Raw genomic sequence first — 20,749 nt, forward strand, 5'->3', positions numbered from 1 at the left:
TTCGCCATCGGCGGTCAGCTCGTCTGCCCGAGGGCCCGTTGCACGAGACCGGAGATGTCCAGTGCGTCGATCAGTTCTGCGTCGTCGGCGGTGGCCGGTGCGGGAACCTCCGGCTCCGGGCCGGTCTCCGCTTCGGCCAGGCCGAGCAGGGCTTCCAGGACGCCCGCTTCCTTGAACCGGGCGAACGGCACGGCCGCCAGGACCCGCCGGAGGTCGTCTTCCCGCCCGGCCAGCCCGTCGTCGGCCTCCCGGAGTAGCTCGACGCGCAGGTAGCCGACCAGCGCCTCCGGGGTGGGGTAGTCGAAGATCAGCGTCGCGGGCAGCTTGAGCCCGGTGGCCGCGTGCAGGCTGTTGCGGAGGTTGACCGCGGCCAGGGAGTCGAAGCCGACCTCCTGGAACGCCTGCCGCGGGCCGATACCCTCGGCGCCGCTGTGGCCGAGGACCGTCGAGGCGTGCCCGCGGACCAGCTTCAGCAGGATGCGGTTCTGCTCGGCGTCCGGGACCGCCCGCAGGGAGTCCGCGAGCGACGCCGCGGTGTCGCCGTCCTCGCCGTCGTCCTGCGTCGCCTGGAGGATCGCCTTCGCTTCGGGGAGATCGGCGAACAGCGGGCTGGGCCGCACCGACGTGAACGCGGGGATGAAGGCACCCCAATCCATGTCGGCCACCGCCACGGCCTTCTCGTTGCCCGCGACGGCCTGCACCATCGCGGTCACCGCCAGCGGCGGCGCCATCGGGAGGACACCGCGGCGGCGCAGCTGGGCGAGGGCGGCCTCGTCCATGCCGATGCCGATCTCGTCCAGGGCGCCCCAGGCGATCGACGTCGCCTTGAGGCCGCGGGCGCGGCGCCATTCGACCAGGGCGTCGAGGACGGCGTTCGCCGCGCCCGCCGGGCCCTGGCCGCCACCGCCCCAGATGCCGGCGATCGAGGAGAACACGACGAAGGCGTCGAGCGGGGTGTCCTCGAACAGCTGGTCCAGCCACACCGCGGTGGTCACCTTGGCGGTGAACACCTCGTCGAGGTCGGCCCGCCCGGTGTCGTCGACCGAGCTGGTCTGCGCGATGTCGGCGGCGTGCACCACCGCGGTGACCTCCGACGCCGCCACCAGCCGCGTGATCGCGTCCCGGTCGCCGTCGGCGCAGAACTCGACCGTGGTGCCGAACCCGGCCAGCTCGGCCCGCAGTTCTTCGACGCCGCCGGTGCCGGTGACGATGAGCCGCTCGGCGCCGGATTGCGCGAGCCAGACCGAGGCGTGCCGGCCGAGCCCTTCGGCCCCACCGGTGACCAGGACCGTGCCGCGGGGTTCCCACTTGCCCGTCGCGGACTCCGGCACCGGCTTGCGGACCAGCCGCCGGCGGTAGCCGCCGGACCGGCGGACCGCGAGCTGGTCCTCGCCGCCGGCGCCGTTCAGGACCCCGAGCAGGGCTTGGGCCGTGCGCGCGTCGATCGCGGCCGGCAGGTCGACCAGGCCGCCCCACCGGTCGAGGCGCTCCAGCGCGACGGCGCGGCCGAGGCCCCACACGGCCGCCTGGGCCGGTGCGGTGACGGCGTCCTGGATGCCGATGTTCACCGCGCCGGAGGTGAGGCACCACAGCGGCGCGGCGACGTTGGCGTCACCCAGCGCCTGGACCAGCGCGAGCGTCGACGCGGTGATCTCGGTGGCGTCCGCGGGCCCGCCGTCCAGCGCGAGCAGCGACAGGACGCCGGCGAGGTCGTTGACACCGCGCAACCGCTCGGCGAGCTGGTCCCTCGACGGTTCTTCGATCTCCAGCCGGACGAGGTCGAGGCCCTGGCCGGTCAGCTCCTTCAGCAGCGCGTCGGACGTGCCGGCCGGGACGACGGCGAGCCAGCGCCCGCCCGGCACGCCGGTGGCTTCGCGCTCCAGCGGCTGCCAGGTGACCTGGTAGCGCAGCTTTTCCGCGGTCGAGCGTTCGCGACGCCGGTCGCGCCACCCGGCCAGCACGGGCACCACGGTGCTGAGCGCCCCGCGCTGCTCGGGCACCAGGTCGAGGAGCTCGGCCAAGCTGTCCACATCAGACTGCTCGACGGCGGTCCAGAACTCGGCGTCCACGCCTTCGGCGGCGGCTTCGGTGGTTTCGGCCTCGTGCAGCCAGAAGTGGCGGCGGTCGAAGGCGTACGTCGGCAGGTCGACCCAGCCGGCCGCGGGCAGCGTCGCGGCCCAGTCGACGGCCACGCCCCGGACGAACAGCTCGGCCGCCGAGGCCAGCAGGCGCCGGAGCCCGCCGTCTTCGCGCCGCAGCGAGCCGGTCACCACGGCGTCGTCGCTGATCTCGCTCAGCGGCTGGACCAGCACCGGGTGGGCGCTGATCTCGACGAACACGGTGTACCCCAGCCCGGCCAGGGCCGCGGCCGACGGGCCGAACCGCACCTGCTGCCGCAGGTTCCGGTACCAGTAGCCGCCGTCGACGACGCCCTTCTCGAGCCACGCGCCGAGAACGGTGGAATAGAACGGAATCTGCGGGGCCTGCGCGTCGATCCCGGCCAGGGTCCGGTCCAGGGTGCCGGCCAGGTCTTCGACGTGCCGGGTGTGCGAGGCGTAGTCCACCGCGACCCGCCGCACCCGGACACCGTCGGCTTCCAGGGCTCCGAGGGCCTCGTCCAGGGCCTGCGCGTCGCCCGCGATGACGACCGAGGACGGGCTGTTGATCGCGGCCACCTCGACCCGGTCCGCCCACGGCGTCAGCCGCGCGACCGCGTCTTCTTCGCTCAGCGCGACCGACGCCATGCCGCCGCGCCCGGCCAGTTCCGCGGCGATCGCCTGGCTGCGCAGCGCGACCACCTTGGCCGCGTCGTCCAGGGACAGCGCCCCGGACACGCACGCGGCGGCGATCTCGCCCTGCGAGTGGCCCAGCACGGCGTCGGGGACGACACCCAGGGAGTCCCACACGGCGGCGAGGCCGACCATCATCGCGAAGCTCGCGGGCTGCACGACGTCGACGCGGTCCAGCAGGTCGGCGTCGCCGCGCAGGACGTCGAGCAGCGACCAGCCCGTCCACTGCTCCAGCGCGGACGCGCAGTCCTTGATCCGCTCGGCGAACACCGGCGACGAGTCCAGGAGGTCCCGGCCCATGCCGAGCCACTGCGAGCCCTGGCCGGGGAAGACCCAGACGACCTTGCCGGGCTTCCCCGCGGTCCCGGTCACGACACCGGGGGCGTTCTCGCCGCGGGCCAGTGCCTGCAGGCCGTCCTGGGCCTCGCCGGCCGAGCCCGCGATGACGACCGCGCGCTCGTTCAGCGTCGCGCGGCCCGAGACCAGGGCCCTGGCCACCCCGGCCGGCGACTCGTCTTCGAGCACCGCGGCGAGCCGGCCGGCCTGCCCGGCCAGCGAACCGGTGCTGCGCGCGGACACCACCAGCGGCACCACAGCCGGTCGTGAGTGGTAAGGCGGGTTAGAACCCGCGTTACCACTCACGACAAGCCGCGGCAGACCGGCATCCGGCCCTTCCTCGATGATCAGGTGCGCGTTCGTGCCGCTGGCGCCGAAGGAGGACACGCCGGCCCGGCGCGGACGCCCGGGGCGCGGCCACTCCCGGGCCTCGGTGAGGACTTCGATCGCGCCCGCGGACCAGTCGACCTGGCTCGTGCGCTCGCCGGCGTGCAGCGTGGCCGGCATGACGCCGTTGCGCATGGCCATGACCATCTTGATCACGCCGACCACTCCGGCGGCGGCCTGCGTGTGCCCGATGTTCGACTTCAGCGAGCCGAGCCACAGCGGCGTTTCCCGCTCCTGCCCGTAGGTGGCCAGCAGCGCCTGGACCTCGATCGGGTCACCCAGCGCCGTGCCGGTGCCGTGGCCTTCGACGACGTCCACATCGGACGGGGCGAGTCCGGCCGAAGCCAGCGCGCCGCGGATCACCCGCTGCTGCGACGGCCCGTTCGGGGCGGTGAGGCCGTTGGACGCGCCGTCCTGGTTCACCGCACTGCCGCGCAGCACGGCCAGGACCCGGTGCCCGCGTTCCTGCGCCACCGAAAGCCGCTCCAGCACGACCACGCCGACGCCCTCGGCCCAGCCCGTGCCGTCCGCGCCCTCCGCGTAGGCCTTGCACCGGCCGTCGGCGGACAGGCCGCGCTGGCGGGAGAACTCCAGGAAGGCGTCCGGGCTGGCCATCACGGTCGCGCCGCCGGCCAGCGCCATCGAGCACTCGCCCTGCCGCAGCGCCTGCGCCGCGAGGTGGATGGCGACCAGCGACGACGAGCACGCGGTGTCCACGGTGACCGCCGGGCCCTCGAAGCCGAAGACGTAGGCCACCCGGCCGGACGCGACGCTCGAAGCCGTGCCGGTCATCGTGTAGCCCTGGACGTCCTCGGGGACTTCGCGCAGCCGCGTCACGTAGTCGTGGTGGACGATCCCGGTGAAGACGCCGACGTCGCTGCCGCGCGCGGAGAGCGGGTCGACGCCCGCGCGTTCGAGGGCCTCCCACGACGTCTCCAGGAGCAGCCGCTGCTGCGGGTCCATGGCGAGGGCTTCGCGCGGCGAAATGCCGAAGAGGCCGGCGTCGAACTGGGCCGCGTCGTGCAGGAAGCCGCCCGAGCGCGTGTAGCTCGTCCCGGCGTGGGCCGGGTCGGGGTGGTAGAGGCCGTCGAGGTCCCAGCCGCGGTCGACGGGGAAGCCGGTGATCGCGTCCCGGCCTTCGGCGACGAGGTTCCACAGCTCTTCGGGGCTGTCCGCGCCGCCCGGCAGGCGGGTGCTCATGCCGACGATCGCGATCGGCTCGTCGGAGACCTCCCGCGTCACCACGACCGGCGCGGCCGGGCGCTCGCCGGCGAGCTCGGCCCGCAGGTGGCCGGCGAGGACGGCCGGGTTCGGGTAGTCGAAGATCAGCGTGCTGGGCAGGTCGACGCCGGTGAAGTCGCGCAGGCGGTTGCGCAGCTTGATCGCGCTCAGGGAGTCGAACCCGTGGTCCTTGAAGGACCGGTCGAGGTCGAACGCGTCGGCGTCCCGGTGCCCGAGCACCACCGCGGCGCTCTCGCGGACCAGCTCGAGGACGTCGGTCACCGGTCGAACGGCGACCGCCTCCGCAGGCGGGGCGATTTCCGGGGTGTCGTCGGTGTCGACCCAGAAGCGCTGGTGCTGGAAGGCGTAGGTGGGCAGAACGGTACCGACCGCCGTCCCCGGCCGGTCGATGACGGCCGTCCAGTCCACGGCCACGCCGCGGACGTGCAGTTCGGCGAGCGCGGTCAGGACGTCCGGGACCTCCACGCCGTTCTTGCGCAGGGTGGCGACGCAGCTCTGCTCGGACCCGCCGAGCGTGCCGAGCGCCATGGCGGCGAGCGCCCCGCCCGGGCCGAGTTCGAGGTACGTCGTCGCGCCCTGGCCGCTCAGCGCGGTGACGGCGTCGCTGAACCGCACGGCCTCGCGCACCTGGCGGACCCAGTAGTCCGGGGTGTCGAGCGCCGCGATCTCCCCGGTCAGCGTCGAGACGACGGGCAGCGCCCCCGGCCGGTAGGTCAGGCGTTCCGCGACCGCCCGGAACTCGTCGAGCATCGGCTCCATCAGCGGCGAGTGGAAGGCGTGGCTGACGGTCAGCCGCTTCGTCTTGCGGCCGCGGCCCGCCAGGTCGGCCGCGGCGGCGAGCACGGCGGCCTCGGCGCCGGAGAGCACGACCGAGTCCGGGCCGTTGACCGCGGCGACGCAGACGTCGGCGCCGAGCAGGGGCGCGACCTCGTCCTCGGTCGCCTGGACGGCCACCATCGCGCCACCCGCGGGCAGCGCCTGCATCAGCCGGCCGCGCGCGGCGACCAGTTCGCCCGCCTCGGCCAGGTCCAGCACGCCGGACACGTGCGCGGCGGCAAGCTCGCCGATCGAGTGGCCGGCCAGGAGGTCCGGCCGGACGCCCCAGGACTCGAAGAGCCGGAACAGCGCGGTTTCCACGGCGAACAGCGCGCCCTGGGTGTACATCGTCCGGTCGAGCAGCTCGCGGTCGGTGAAGACGACCTCGCGCAGCGGACGTCCGCCCAGGTGCGCGTCCACGGCGGCGCAGGCGGCCTCGAAGGCGTCGCGGAAGACCGGGAACGTCTCGGCGAGTTCGCGGCCCATGCCCACCCACTGGCTGCCCTGGCCGGTGAAGAGGACGGCCAGCTTGCCGTCCACCGGCGTCCCGGACACGACGCCAGGGCCGAAGGCGGCCAGGTCGCCGCGGAGCTGGTCCCGGTCGGAGGCCAGGACGACGGCCCGGTGGTCGAGCTGGGCGCGTGTGGTGGCGAGCGCGTGGGCGACGTCGGGGACGCGCACCTCGGTGCCGAGGAAGTCGGCGAGCCGCGCGGCCTGTCCGCGCAGTCCGGCCGCCGAACGCGCGGAGAGCAGCACCGGCACCAGGAACCCGGCCGGCTCCGGGGCCGCGGTCCCGGCCGGTTGCGGCACCTCTTCGAGGACGACGTGCGCGTTGGTGCCGCCGATGCCGAACGAGGACACGCCCGCCCGGCGCGGGTGGCCGCCGGCCGGCCAGTCGCGGGCCTCGGTCAGCAGCTCCACCGCCCCGGCCGACCAGTCCACGTGGGACGACGGCCGGTCGACGTGCAGCGTCTTGGGCAGGACGCCGTGGCGCATGGCCATGACCATCTTGATCACGCCCGCGACCCCGGCCGCGGCCTGCGTGTGCCCGAGGTTCGACTTCACCGACCCGAGCCACAGCGGCTGCTCGCGATCCTGCCCGTAGGTGGCGAGCAGCGCCTCGGCCTCGATCGGGTCGCCCAGGGTGGTCCCGGTGCCGTGCGCCTCCACCGCGTCGACGTCCGAAGTGGACAGTCCGGCGGCGGCCAGGGCCTTGCGGATCACGCGCTGCTGGGACGGGCCGTTCGGGGCGGTCAGGCCGTTGGACGCGCCGTCGGAGTTGACCGCCGAGCCGCGGACCACGGCCAGGACCTGGTGGCCCTTTCGCCTCGCCTCGGACAGCCGCTCCACCAGGAGCAGGCCGACGCCCTCGGACCAGCCGGTGCCGTCGGCGGCGTCGGCGAACGCCTTGCACCGGCCGTCCGGCGCCAGGCCGCGCTGCCGCGAGAACTCGACGAACGTCTCGACCGTGCCCATCACCATCACGCCGCCGGCCAGCGCCATCGAGCACTCGCCGCGCTGCAGCGCCTGCACCGCCAGGTGCAGCGCGACCAGCGAAGACGAGCACGCGGTGTCGACCGTGACGGCCGGGCCTTCGACGCCGTAGTGGTAGGCGACGCGGCCGGAGAGCACGCTCGCCGAGCCACCGGTGAGCCGGAAGCCCTCGACCCCGGTGGCCCGGTGCATCCGCACGCTGTAGTCGTGGCTGTTGACGCCGGCGAAGACACCGATGTCCTGCCCGGCCAGGGTGGTCGGGTCGATCGCGGCCCGCTCGAACAGTTCCCAGGACGTCTCCAGCAGCAGCCGCTGCTGCGGGTCCATGGCGAGCGCCTCGTTCGGCGAGATGCCGAAGAAGGCGGCGTCGAACCCGGCGGCGTCGTCGAGGAAGGCGCCGTGCCGGACGTACGTGGTGCCCTCGTGGTCGGGGTCTTCGTGGTAGAGCCGGTCGGTGTCCCAGCCGCGGTCGGCGGGGAACTCGGTGACCGCGTCGACGCCGTCGGCGACCAGCCGCCACAGGTCCTCGGGGCTGCGCACGCCGCCGGGGAACCGGCAGGCCATCGCCACGATCGCGATCGGCTCGTCCACGACGGCGGTGCCGATCTCGGCCGGCCGCCGCGCGGTTTCGCCGAACAGCTTGGTGCGCAGGTGTTCCGCGAGCGCCGGGGGCTTCGGGTAGTCGAAGATCAGCGCCGGGGACAGGGTGAGCCCGGTCGCGGCCGCGAGGCGGTTCCGCAGCTCGACCGCGGTCAGCGAGTCGAAGCCGGCGTCCTTGAACGTCCGTCCGGAGTGGACGGACTCGGCCCCGGAGTGGCCGAGGACCTCGGCGGCGTGCCGCCGGACCAGGTCGAGCAGGGTTGCGGCCTGCTCGGCCCCGGCCAGCCCGGCCAGCCGCTCGGTCAGCGACGCGGTCTTGGCCGCGGTCCGGCGCGGCAGCGGGGCCAGTCCGCGCAGCAGCGGCGGCACCGGGCCGCCGGCCTTCGCCGTCGCCCGCAGGGCGGCGACGTCGAACTTGGCCGCGACCAGCGCACCGCCGGTGCCGATGGCCGCGTCCAGCAGGGCCATGCCTTCGTCGGCGGGGAGGCCGGACATGCCGATCCGCTGGTTGCGCCGCAGGTCGGCGGCCCCCAGGTGCTCGGTCATGCCGCTGACCGCCGACCAGTAGCCCCAGGCGATGGACACGGCCGGCAGACCCCGGCTGGTTCGCTGATGCGCCAACGCGTCCAGCTCGGCGTTGGCGGCCGCGTAGCCGGCCTGGCCGGGGTTGCCGAGCACGCCCGCGGCCGAGGAGAACAGCACGAACGCGGCGAGGTCGGCGTCTCGGGTGAGTTCGTCCAGGTGCCGGGTGGCGTCGACCTTCGGGCGCCGCACGGTTTCGAGCCGGTCGGGGGTCAGCTCGGTGATGACACCGTCGGCCAGCACGCCGGCGGTGTGGATCACGGCGGTGAGCGGGTGCTCGGCCGGGATCGCCTGCAGGACGGCCTCGAGTTGCGCCCGGTCGGCCACGTCGCAGGCGGCGATGGTGACGGACGCCCCGAGCGCGGTCAGCTCGGCGTGCAGTTCGGGGGCCTCGCCGCGGCGGCTGACCAGCACCAGGTGCCGGACACCGTGCGCGGTGACGAGGTGCCGGGCGGTCAGCGCGCCGAGCGTGCCGGTACCGCCGGTGATCAGGACGGTGCCCTCGGGGTCGAGCGGCCGCGCTTGCGGGAGCGGGGCCACCCGGGCCAGCCGCGGCACCGAAGCGACGCCGTCACGCACCCTGACCTGGGGTTCGCCGCTCGCCACCACGGCGGGCAGCGCGGCGTGGTCGTCGAGGTCGGCCAGGACGATCCGGCCAGGGTGTTCCGACTGCGCCGAGCGCACCAGGCCCCAGATCGCGGCCGCGCCGGGTTCGGTGCCGTCCCCGGTGACGACGGCCAGCCGGGTTTCCGCCGGGTCCGCCAGCCAGGCCTGCAGCGCGGAGAGGGTGCCCTCGACCGACGTGGCTTCGTGGGTGACGAAGCCGGCTTCGCCCGCGGGAAGCGGGATTTCGGTCCAGTCGACGCGGAAGAGCGCGTCGGTGGTCCCCGGTTCCCGCGCGAACGACGTGCCGCGCACCGCGTCGACGGTCAGGACGGGCTGCCCGGCCGGGTCGGTCAGCCGCAGGCCGGTCGCCGTCGGCGTCACGGTCACCGCGGTGGCCCCGGAAGCCAGCAGGGACACGCCGGTCCAGACGGACGGGAGCAGGTCGTCGCCGACGACCGTGCGGACGGCCGCGTCGAGCAGCGCGGGGTGGATGCCGAAGCGGTCGGCGTCCCGCAGGCCGTCGACGGTGACGTCGGTGGCGACTCCCGCCGCCGCCGGGTCAGGCACCTCGGCGGCGGCGGGAGGGGCAAGGGTGCCGTGGGCGTGCCGCGTCCACGGTCCGTCCGCCTCGCGGGAGAAGACCTCGATCGGCCGCCGCCGCTGCTCGCCGGGCTCGCCGACGATCAGCTGGACGTCCCGGCCGCCGCGCTGCGGCAGCACCACCGGCGTGTCGATGGTCAGGTCGGCGAGGAAGGGGGTGGCGGCCAGGTCGCCGAGCCGGATCGCCGCCTCGACCAGGGCCGCGTTCGGCACCAGGCCGTCCGCCGCCCAGGGCTGCGTCCGGCGGGTCCACCGGGCCACGGCGGTGAGGCGGTCCGAGCCGGGCGAGCTGACGATCGTGCCCAGGAGGGGGTCGCCGGCCGACTCGGGGGCGGCCGGTTCGAGCCAGTAGTGCCGGTGGTCGAAGGCGTAGGTCGGCAGGTCCACCCAGCCGGCGGCGGGCACCACCGCGGTCCAGTCCACATCGACGCCGCCGGTGAACACCTCGCCCATCGAGGTCAGCAGGCGCCGCAGGCCGCCGTCGTCCCGCCGCAAGGTCCCGACGACGACCGCGTCGGTGAGCTCGCTCAGCGGCTGGACCGTCACCGGGTGCGCGCTGACCTCGACGAACACCGTGTGGCCCTGGTCGAGCAGCGCCGCCGCGGCCGCGCCGAACCGGACCTGGTTGCGCAGGTTCCGGTACCAGTAGCCGCCGTCCAGGACACCGGCGTCGCGAATCCACTCGCTCGTGACGGTCGAGTAGAACGGCACCACCGGCGCCTGCGCGCGGATCCCGGCCAGGGTCTCGGCCAGGGTGTCCTCGATGTCTTCGACGTGCCGGGTGTGGGACGCGTAGTCCACGGCCACCCGCCGCACGCGGATTCCTTCGCCGGACAGGACTTCGAGGGTCTCGTCGAGGGCCTGGGCGTCCCCGGCGATCACGACCGAGGTGAGCCCGTTGACGGCGGCCACCTCGACCCCGTCCGCCAGCCGCGAGACGACGTCATCCTCGCCCAGGGCGACCGAAGCCATCCCGCCGCGGCCGGAGAGTTCCGCCGCGATGGCCTGGCTGCGCAGGGCCACCACCTTGGCCGCGTCTTCCAGCGACAGCGCACCCGACACACACGCGGCCGCGATCTCGCCCTGCGAGTGGCCGACGACGGCGTCCGGGCGCACCCCCACGGACTCCCACACGGCGGCCAAACCCACCATCACCGCGAAACACGCGGGCTGCAGCACATCGACCCGGTCCAGGTCACCCTCGCCACGGAGGACGTCCAGCAGCGACCAGTCGATCCACGGCTCCAGCGCGGCCGCGCACTCGGCGATCCGCTCGGCGAACACCGGCGAGGCGTCGAGGAGCTCGCGGCCCATCCCGGCCCACTGCGTCCCCTGGCCGGGGAAGACCCACACGACCTTGCCCGGCGTCCCGCTTTCGCGGCGGACCAGGTTCCGCAGGCCGGTCACGGCTTCCTCGCGGGAACCGGCCACGACGACCGCGCGCTCGTCCAGCACCGCCCGCCGCGACACCAGGGCCGTGGCAACCTCGGTCAGCGAGACGTCCCCTTCGAGGAACGTCGCCAGCCGTTCGGCCTGCCCGGACAGCGCCTCCTTGCTGCGTGCCGACACCACCAGCGGCACCACCGGGGCTTCCGAGGTGGAGACCGCCTCCTCGGCGGGGGCTTCCTCGATGATCAGGTGCGCGTTGGTGCCGCTGACGCCGAACGACGACACCCCGGCCCGGCGCGGCCGGCCGTGGCGCGGCCACTCACGGGCTTCCGTCAGCAGTTCGACGGCCCCGGCGGCCCAGTCCACCTCGAGAGTCGGTTTGTCGACATGCAGTGTCGGCGGCAGAACCTCGTGCCGCAGCGCCTGCACCATCTTGATCACGCCCGCGACGCCCGCGGCCGCCTGCGCGTGCCCGATGTTCGACTTCAGCGACCCGAGCCACAACGGCGTCTCACGCTCCTGGCCGTAGGTGGCCAGCAGGGCCTGCGCCTCGATCGGATCACCCAGGGTCGTCCCGGTGCCGTGCGCCTCGACGGCGTCCACATCGGACGGTCCCAGGCCCGCGGCGGCCAGCGCGCGGCGGATGACCCGCTGCTGCGAGAGGCCGTTCGGCGCGGTGAGCCCGTTCGAGGCGCCGTCCTGGTTGACCGCGCTGCCGCGCAGCACGGCGAGGACCCGGTGGCCGCGCTCCCGCGCCACCGAAAGCCGCTCGAGGACGACCACGCCGACGCCTTCGGACCAGCCGGTGCCGTCGGCCGCCGCCGCGAAGGCCTTGCACCGCCCGTCGGGGGCCAGCGCGCGCTGGCGGGAGAACTCGACGAACGACCCCGGCGTCGCCATCACGGTGACCCCGCCGGCCAGCGCCATCGAGCACTCACCCTGCCGCAGCGCCTGCGCCGCGAGGTGCATCGCGACCAGCGACGACGAGCACGCCGTGTCCACGGTGACCGCCGGGCCCTCCAGGCCCAGCACGTACGACACCCGGCCCGAGGCCACGCTCGACGCGACCCCGGTGGTGACGAAGCCTTCGAGTTCCGGCGACACCGCACCGGCTCCGTAGCCCTGGCCCATCAGGCCGGAGAACACCCCGGTGTCGGTGCCCTTCAACGCGATCGGGTCGACGCCGGCGTGCTCGAGGGCCTCCCACGACGTCTCCAGCAGCAGCCGCTGCTGCGGGTCCATCGCGACGGCCTCACGGGGCGAGATCCCGAAAAAGCCCGCGTCGAACTGGCCGGCGTCGTGCAGGAAGCCGCCCTGGCCGACGTACGACGTCCCGGCGCGTTCCCGGTCCGGGTCGATCAGGGTGTCGAGGTCCCAGCCGCGGTCCTCGGGGAACGCCGAGACGGCGTCGACGCGCTCGGCCACCAGCCGCCACAGCTCGTCCGGGGAGGTCACACCGCCCGGCAGCCGGCACGCCATGCCGACGATCGCGATCGGCTCGTCCGGGTCGGCCGCCACCACCGGCTCGGCGAAGTCCTGGGTGAGCCCGAGCAGCTCGGCCCGGACGCGGGTGGCCAGCGCCGCCGGCGTCGGGTGGTCGAAGACGGCGCTGGCGGGCAGCCAGAGGCCGGTGTGCTCGGTCAGCCGGTTGCGCAGCTCGACGATGGCCAGCGAGGTGAAGCCGAGGTCGCGGAACGCGCGCCCGGCCGGGACCGGCTGCCCCAGCACGTCGGCCGCCTGGGTGCGGACGAGGTCTTCCAGGAACTCGCCCTGCGCGCGTTCGTCCAAACCGGACAGTCGCGTCCGCAGCGCCGCCGCGACCGCCTCGTCGGCGGAGCGGGACTGCTCCTCGTGTTCGGCCGCGGCGTACCGCAGCGCACCGGGCTCGTCGGCTAGCAGGTTCCGCCGGACCTTGCCCGACGCGGTCCGCGGGATGTGGGCGACCTCGATGATCCGCTCGGGCACCTTGTACGCGGACAGCTGTTCGCGGCACTTCGCGATCAGCTCGCCCGCGTCGAACCCGTCCGGCCCGGGGATCACGTAGGCGACCGGCACCTCGCCGAGCGTGTCGTGCGGGACGCCGCCGACCGCCGCGTCCGCGACGCCCTCGGCCGTGCGCAGGACGGCTTCGATCTCGCCAGGGTGGATGTTCGCGCCGCCCCGGATGACGAGTTCCTTGATCCGGCCGCAAATGGTGAAGTAGCCGGCGTCGTCGCGGCGGGCCAGGTCGCCGGTGCGGAACCAGCCGTCGCGCATCGCCGCGGCGGTCGCCTCCGGGCTGTTGTGGTAGCCGAGCATGACGTTCGGCCCGCTGACCCAGACCTCGCCCTCCTGGCCGGCCGGGACCTCGAGCCCGGTCTCGGGGTCGACGACGCGCACGCCGACGCCGGGCACGGGCCGGCCGCACGAGCCGTCGACCCGGGCGCCGTCCGGCGGGTTCATGGTGATGGCCCCGCAGGTCTCGGTGCTGCCGTAGGCGTCGATCAGCGGGACGCCGAAGGTCTCTTCGAAGTCGCTGCGCAGCCCGGCGCCGAGGACCGCGCCCCCGGCCAGGCCGATGCGCAGGCTCGGGGCGGAAAACCCGCTCTGGCGGGCGGCCCGCACGAGGTGGTGGTAGGTGGTCGGCACGCCGGCCAGGAACGTCGTGCCCTCGGCCCGCAGCAGCCGCATGACGTCGTCGGCGGAGCTGCCGTCGGCGATCCGGACGGTCGCGCCGACCACGGTGGCGGACAGGACGCAGGCGATGTGCGAAAGGCTGTGGAACAGCGGGAGCGGCCAGAGCACCCGGTCTTCGTCGCTCAGCCCGGGGATCGGGACGTAGCAGGACGCGACGGACCACAGGCAGTTGCGCTGGGTCGACACGACGCCCTTGGGCCGTCCGGTCGTCCCGGAGGTGTAGAACATCCACGCCGGTTCGTCGAGGCCGAGGTCGTCCGCGGCGGGCTCGGCCGGTTCGGTGCCGGCGAGTTCGTCGTACGAGTGCGCGCCCGCCGGGACGTCGTCGCCGGTCACCAGCACCTGGACGTGCGGCGCGAACGGCAGCCGGGCCGCCTGGGTCGCGTCGGTGATGACGACCGTGGCGCCGCTGTCGATCAGCGGGTGCTCGAGCTCGGCGGTCGCCGCCCCGGGGTTGAGCGGCACGCCGACGCCGCCCGCCCGCAGGACCGCGTAGTAACTCTCCACAGTGGACACCCGGTTGCCGAGGCAGATCGCCACCCGGTCCCCGTGCCGGACGCCGAGGCCGGCCAGGTGCCCGGCCAGCCGCCGCGTCCGCGCCTCGAGGTCGCCGTAGGTGACGGCCCGGTGGTCGTCGGCGAAGGCGGTTTTGCCGGCGAAGCGGGTCGCGTTCTCCAGGAGTGCGACGTGAAGTGGCTTGATGAGATCGGTGCGCACTGTGCCGCAGATCCTTTCGGCTATACGTGGGGAAGAACGCTCACCAGGAGACGGGGAGCTTCTTCACCGAGAAGACGGAACCCTTCAGCCGCAGCGGAACCTCGTCGGCCGGGACGGCCAGCTTCAGGCCGGGGAACGCCCGCAGGAGCGCGGTGAAGCCGGCGCGCAGCTCGATGCGCGCCAGGTTCTGGCCCAGGCACTGGTGGATGCCGAAGCCGAAGGCCACGTGCCCGGAGGTGTCGCGCTCGATGTCCAGCTCCGCGGGACAGCCGAACTTCGCCGGGTCGCGGTTGGCCGCGGGCAGCGACACTGTCACCGTGTCGCCCTTCTTGATCAGCTCGCCCTCCAGCTTCACGTCCTCCAGCGCGGTGCGGTAGGTGTGGTACTGGTTGACGGTCAGGTAGCGCAGCAGCTCCTCGATCGCGGCGTCGAGCTTCTCCGGCTCCGCCCGCAGCTTCGCCAGCTGGCCGGTGTGGTGCAGCAGCGCGAAGACGCCGGTGGCGAGCGCGCCTTCGGTGGTCTCGTACCCGGCGAACAGCAGCAGGGTGACGATGTTGCGCAGTTCCTCCTGGGTCAGGTCCTCGGTGACCAGCGAGCTGATCAGGTCGTCCTGGGGCTGCTGCCGCCGCCGCTCGATGACCTCGTCGAAGAACTTCCCGGCCACCTCGTAGGCGGCCGCGGCCTCGGCCGGGTCCGCTTCCGCGTCGTGCAGGAGCGTCACCGCGGGCACGTACCGGTCACGTTCCTCGTAGGGCAGGCCGACGAGTTCGCCCAGCATGCGCAGGACGAGCGGCTTGGCGAAGTCCATGACGATGTCGGCGGTCCCGCCCTTGGCCCGCATGACCTCGATCTGCTCGGCGGCCACGGCCTCGACGCGCGGGATCAGCCGGCTGGTACGGCGGACGGTGAACTCGCCGGTCAGCAGCTTGCGGTAGCGGGTGTGCTCGGGCGGGTCCATGTGGATGAACATGCCGGGGATCAGCGGGTGGGTCGGGATGACCTGGCCCTGGTGGGTGACCGGGAAGTGGCCGACCTCGCAGCTGTGGCTGAACCGCAGGTCGCTGAGGACCTCGCGGACCAGCTCGTAGCTGGAGACGATCCAGCCGACGTGCCCATCCGGGTAGACCATCTTCGCGAGCGGACGTTCTTCGCGCAGCGCGTCGAAAATCGCGGGCGGATCGAACTTGTCGGTCCGATCCCACGGCACCTCGAAGGAGATTGCGTCGGTCATGGAAACCTTTCCCGTGGGTTCTATTCGGCGATCTTCGTGCGGTGCGACCAGCGGAACACCGCGATGTCGCAGCCGTCGACGGCCTGGAATTCGCCGCCGTGCACGAAATGCTCGTACCCGGCGCCGTGGCGGATCTTGAGCGTGTTCTCCAGCGCGGCGGCGTCGACGCTCCGGTGCGCCAGCGCCAGTTCGGCCGGTCCCCCGCTCAACGCGATTTTCACCTGCGTAGCACTCATCGCGGCCTCCACCTATTTCGGGAATCTCCCAGCACAGAGCAGTATTTTCATACTCGATTCAGGCTAGGCGAGCCACCGCAAGGCGACATCCCTCACTCTGGTAGGGCCCTCCGGGCGGGCCACCCAGGCCCACCGAAAAGGGGCTTTCCCCTGTGGCACAGGAGAAAGCCCCTTCCGGACGGAGTTGCGTCAGCCGGCGGGCGGCAGGTCCACGGGCTGCCCGGTGTGCGCCGATTCGTAGGCCGCCTGAACGATCCGGAACGTTCTGAGCGCGGACGGGCCGTCCGGCGCGGGGCCAGTGCCGGCGAGGAAGTCGTTGAGCAGCAAGGCATGCAGGTCCTCGCCGCCCAGCTCGGGCCGCTCGCCGTCGAGCAGCCGCGGACCGGCGTCGTACTGCACGCTCCCCTTGTCCCCGATGAAGGTGACGGCGGGCCGGCCCGTCGCGGACCCGCTGCGGCGGCAGTCGAACGACGCCACCTGCCCGCTGCGGTACCGCACGGTGAGCACGGCAGCGCTTTCCCCGGTCCGTCCACTGAGGACGATGTTGGTCTGGGCGTACACCTGCTGCGCGGGCTCACCGCCGAGGACGGCGTCGGCCAGGTCGAGCAGGTACGGCGCGGCGGCCCCCAGCACCCCGTCCGCACTGGTGGTCAACGACCCGAGCACGGTCGTCGGCTCGCCGATGCCGCCGTCGGCGATTCCCTTGCGCACCACCGCGAACGCCTCGCCGTGGCAAGCCGGGGACGCGAAGGTGAGCCGGTCGCCCCCGGCGTCGACCATGGCTTTCAGGTCCGCTTCCTTCGCGGCCGTCGGGTGTTCGCACAGCACGCGCGCGCCGGCCTCGGCCGCCAGCCGGACCGGCTCGAACGCGTCCCAGCTCGCGGTGGCGACGACTTCGACGTCCGGCATGCTGCGCAACGCCTTGGCATGGTGTTCGGGCGCGGACGACAGGATGGCGACCTTCACGCTGCTCCCCTCACCGGAAGTTCGACGGCCCGCCCGGTCCACGCGGACTCGGCGGCGGCGTGGATGATCCGCACGGCGGCCAGCGCGTCCGTCGCCCCGATCCGCGGTTCGGGGCCGCCCGCGAAGGCCGTGGCGAACTCCCGCATTTCGGTGGCGAACACCGACGGCCCGCCGTAGCCGAAGTTCTCGGCCCCGCCGTCGACCACCCGGACTTCCTGGGGCCACTCGGAGTCGTAGCTGACCGTCCCGCCGGTGCCCGACACGTGGAAGGCCACTCGCACCGGCGGCCGCGGCGTCGCGGTCCACCGGCTGACGACCTGGCTGATGGCCCCGGTGGCGTGGGTGAGCACGGCGGTCCCGGTGGCGACGGCTCCTTCGGGGGCCGGGGTGGCGATGTCGCCCTGGTAGCAGGCGTGCACGCGGACGACGTCCCCGAAGACCCAGTGGGCGAGGTCGGCGCCGTGCAGCAGCTGGTCGGTGAGGATGCCGCCCGACCGCGCGGAGGCGGTCCCGGTCCAGGGCCGCGGGTGGTAGGCGGAGAAGGAGAACCGGCCGATCGCGCCTTCGCCCAGCCGCCCGCTCGCGACGAGCTCGTGAAGCCGGGCGTAGGGAGCGGCGAACCGCACGTCGTGGGCGGCGTAGAGCCGCACGCCGGCCTTCTCGGCGGCGTCGACGATCTCCTCGGCCTCTTCGGCGCTGGCGGCCAGCGGCTTCTCGCACACGACGCCGACCCCGGCGGCGATGGCGGTCATGGCGATCTGGTGGTGGCTCGCGGTCGGCGTGCAGATGTCGACGGCATCGGCCCCGTCGAGCGCCTCGGCCAGGGACCCGGCGGACTTCGCGCCGAACTCCCGCGCGAGCTCGGCACCCCGGCCGTCGTCGGAGTGGACCCGCACGACGGCCCCGGCACCGAGCCACGCTTCCAGGTGCAGCCGGGCGATCAGCCCCGCACCGATCAGAGCCACCTCGAGCGGCCGCGATGTCTTCACCCACCGAGAGTCGCCCACACCGCCCGGTGGGAGCCATTACCAACGTGGGTAGTTCGCGCTGCCACACTGGCCGGCATGTGCGAGGCATGCGAACTCGAAGCCGACCTGCCAGCCCTGCCGCCCGTGCGGCTGCCGTCTCCGGCCGAAGCACAGGCCGCTGCCGAGCGCAGCGCAGCGCTGGCCGACCTGCGGCGCTACGTCACGGACCTGGACGGCACCACCGAACCGAGGCTCACGCTGATCCCACGGTGGGCCGAAGCGTGCGGGCTCGTGCGGATCCTGAAGGGCGCGCACGTGCCGGTGAAGAAGAACGCGAAGCTGCTCAAGCAACCGCTGGAGCTGTGGGCCCGCGCATTCGAAACACTGGGGGAAGCCGGTTACGGCCTCGCCGTCGAGGACGAAGAGATGCCGATCGAGTTCGGGATGCTGTGCCTGGACTTCCTCGGCGCGTTGCAGATGACGCTGTACTCGGCGGGCGGCACGCCGATGCCGCTGGAGCTGCTGTACGGACTGGCCGACCAGATGCCGGCCTTGGCGGTGGGGCTCGAAATCCGGGAGAACTCACGGTGGCGCCACGCCCTCCGGGCGACCCTGGAGGTCCTGGACCGCCTCGGGGCGATCGAGCGGAGCGAGGCCGACGCGGAAGAGCTCGCCGACATTTCCGAGCTCACCGGCCGTCCCGAACCCGACGCCACCCTCGTGAGCTTGACTCCCCTCGCCCTGTGGACTCTGAACCGGATGCTCCGCGACGAGGGTGCCGACGCGCCGATCCTCGGCGAACTGGCCACCGCCCCGCTCGAAGTCCTCTGTGCGCACGTCGCGGACGCGTCGCCGGAGATCGCCGAAGCCGAAGTGGCCGCCTGGGTGGCTCACCGATCCCCGGCCGACGCCGCCGCGGAAGCCGCGGATTTCCTCCAGGAAGCGGAAAGCCCGGCTCAGCGGCTGTTCGCGTTGCTGGCGCTCGGCGAGACCGGCGATGCCGGCCTCGCGGTCGGCCGAACCGTCCGCGAAAAAGGTGGCATCCCGGGTGCGGTCACGGCGGCATGGCTGGTCGAACGCGGCGAGACGACGGCCGAAACCCTGACCGCCGGCGAGATGTGCCTCGGCATGACCGATCACTGGGCGGCGATGGACGAGCTGGGGGTCCTGTTCGACGACCTGGCCGAACTGGACGACCCGGGCTCCGTCGTCGGGGTGATCGCCGCGGCGGACCATCCGGCCCGGCTCCACCTGCTGGACGTGATCGCGCGGGAGCACCCGGACGCCAAGCTCGCCAAGCAGGCCCGCAAGGCCCGGTTCAAGCTGCGCGAGACCTGAGCCCCGAAGCCGGTGGAACGGCGGCACTTTCACGGGAAAGTGCCGCTCCCGGCTACTTCGTCGGCGACGGGGAAGCCGGGGCCGACGAGGGGGCCGGCGACGCCGCCGGGATCTTCGGGGCGTTGTAGGTGTCCATGTCGGTGATCTTCCACTTGTCGCCCTGGAGCTGGGCGTTCAGGTGGAGCTGGGCGGTGCCCGCCGTCGTCTTCTTCGTGTCCGTGCGGGTGGAGGTCTGGTCCACGAAGACCATCACCTTCGCCAGGTCGCCGTTCAGCATGATCACCGCCGCGCGCGTCACCTTGCACGTCACGATCATCTTCTGCTGCGGCGCCAGCCGCTTCACCTCGCCCATCAGCGAGTTGTACTTGTTCTTGACGTCGTCGTTGGCGAGCAGGTCGTTCGCCGCGTCCTCGGTCTTCTTGATGTTGCTGAAGTCGTAGGAGAACAGTGCCTCGGCCGCCTTCGACACCGCGTCCTTGACCTGGGCCGTCTTCGCGACGTCCAGGAGCGCCGTGTTGCTCGTCGCCGAGGAGACCTTGACCTCTTCGGACTTGAACCAGAACGCCAGCCCGCCCAGGATCAGCGCGACCAGCACCAGCGCGCCGGCGACCAGGTACGGCTTCGGCACCTTCGAGCCCGCGGGCTTCGCCGGCTCGTCTTCCGCAGCGACGACCTCGGCTTCCTCGGTCGGCTTCGCGATCCCGGTGTCCCGCTTCTTCCGCCGCGGCGCCGGCCGCTCCGCGACCTCCTCCTCGGCCGCGGGCTCCCCCGTGAGCGCGTCGACCTGGGGTTCGGCCTCGACGGCCGCGAACACCTGCGTGTCCTCGGCGGCCGCGGTGTCGAGCTGCCCGCCGGCCGGCTCCACCGGTTCGGCCGGCTTGGCGACCGGCCGGGGCATCGGCCGCGGCGCCGGCCTCGGCCGCGGCTTCCGCGTCTCGGCGGACGGGACGGCGGGCTGCTGGCCGGTCCGCTCGGCGGCGGACTCGTCCGTCGCGGGCTTGCGCAGCCCGGCCACGCGAGGACGCCGCGACGGCGTCGGAGTGCTGCGCGGCGGCTGGCGGCGGGAGGGAGGCACTACAAGCTCCTTAGACGTGACGCTGGTGAGGCTTATTCAGCCGTCGCCCGGCGCTAGGTAACTGCTGCTCAGGCGGCTGCGGGTGGGTTGCGCCGGGCTAGCCAGAATAAGCCTCACTGGCCGGCCGCAACGAGCGGAACACTGTCGATGCCGGACAGCTTCCACTCCTCGCCCACCCGGGTCATCGACACCTCGAGGCGCAGCGGCTTCGCGCTGCTCTTGTCCCCCTGGGTGACGGTGGTGGCGATGGCGGCGAGGAAGCTGGCCTTGCCTTCGTGGTCGTCGAGCTCCTCGACGGCGATGTCCTGGACGTCGGTGGTGACCTTCGTCTTGGCGTCGGAGAGCGCCTTGCGGAAGGTCGGCGCGGACTGGTCGATCTGCTGCGCCATCTTGTCGTCCGACACCGCCTTCTGCCGGGCGAAGAAGCCGTCGAGGTCGGTGTAGTCGACCTCGGTGTAGGCCTTCAGCGCGTTCGTGCCCGCCTTGACGACGGCCTCGCGCGAGGCCGCCAGACCGGCGTTGTCGTCGGCCGCGGCCGCCCACCACTGGATGCCGAAGAACGCCGCGGCGATCAGGGCGGCCAGCGCCAGCGCCCCGGCGCCGAGCACCAGGGTCCGCGAAGGGTCCTTCGCCGGCTTCTCGGAGACCTCCGCCGAGGGGGCCGGCTCGTCCGTGCTCATGACACTCCAGAGTAGGTAACG

At 73.3% G+C, this 20,749-nt stretch carries 8 protein-coding genes; 1 reads left to right on the plus strand and 7 read right to left on the minus strand.

All coding sequences use genetic code 11. From position 1 onward, the window contains the following. Positions 1-14: 14 nt before the first annotated feature. From ACWEF6_RS07460 to ACWEF6_RS07480, 5 genes are all read right to left on the minus strand, one after another. On the minus strand, positions 15-14,234 hold the full coding sequence (locus ACWEF6_RS07460) for a type I polyketide synthase (protein WP_449682134.1): 14,220 nt from the start codon (positions 14,232-14,234) through the stop codon (positions 15-17). Between the two features lie 40 nt (positions 14,235-14,274). Continuing rightward, positions 14,275-15,465, minus strand: coding sequence for a cytochrome P450 (locus ACWEF6_RS07465; RefSeq protein ID WP_449682135.1), 1,191 nt, complete (start codon positions 15,463-15,465; stop codon positions 14,275-14,277). Between the two features lie 20 nt (positions 15,466-15,485). Beyond that, complete coding sequence (locus ACWEF6_RS07470) at positions 15,486-15,701, minus strand: DUF5988 family protein (protein ID WP_449678008.1); 216 nt, start codon at positions 15,699-15,701, stop codon at positions 15,486-15,488. A 189-nt stretch (positions 15,702-15,890) separates the two neighbouring features. Then, the gene (locus ACWEF6_RS07475; RefSeq protein WP_449682136.1) at positions 15,891-16,667 is read right to left on the minus strand and encodes a Gfo/Idh/MocA family protein; all 777 of its coding nucleotides are present in this window, start codon (positions 16,665-16,667) and stop codon (positions 15,891-15,893) included. After that, positions 16,664-17,656 (minus strand): Gfo/Idh/MocA family protein, encoded by a 993-nt coding sequence (locus tag ACWEF6_RS07480; protein WP_449682137.1) that lies wholly within the window; start codon positions 17,654-17,656, stop codon positions 16,664-16,666. Before ACWEF6_RS07480 ends, ACWEF6_RS07475 begins: the two co-directional genes overlap by 4 nt. A gap of 75 nt (positions 17,657-17,731) precedes the next feature. Here ACWEF6_RS07480 and ACWEF6_RS07485 point away from each other — a divergent pair, with 75 nt between their 5' ends. Continuing rightward, positions 17,732-18,973, plus strand: a complete 1,242-nt coding sequence (locus tag ACWEF6_RS07485; RefSeq protein ID WP_449682138.1) for a hypothetical protein — start codon at positions 17,732-17,734, stop codon at positions 18,971-18,973. 52 nt (positions 18,974-19,025) lie between these two features. Here the strand turns inward: ACWEF6_RS07485 and ACWEF6_RS07490 are convergent, their stop codons facing one another. Together ACWEF6_RS07490 and ACWEF6_RS07495 are read right to left on the minus strand one after the other, a co-directional pair. Further along, entirely contained in the window at positions 19,026-19,988 is a 963-nt protein-coding gene (locus ACWEF6_RS07490; RefSeq protein WP_449682210.1) for a hypothetical protein, read from the minus strand. Between the two features lie 173 nt (positions 19,989-20,161). Beyond that, a complete protein-coding gene (locus ACWEF6_RS07495; RefSeq protein ID WP_310967790.1) occupies positions 20,162-20,728 on the minus strand; it encodes a hypothetical protein in 567 nt (188 codons plus the stop codon). Between the last annotated feature and the right edge of the window lie 21 nt (positions 20,729-20,749).

Source organism: Amycolatopsis sp. NPDC004772 (genome assembly GCF_053601215.1).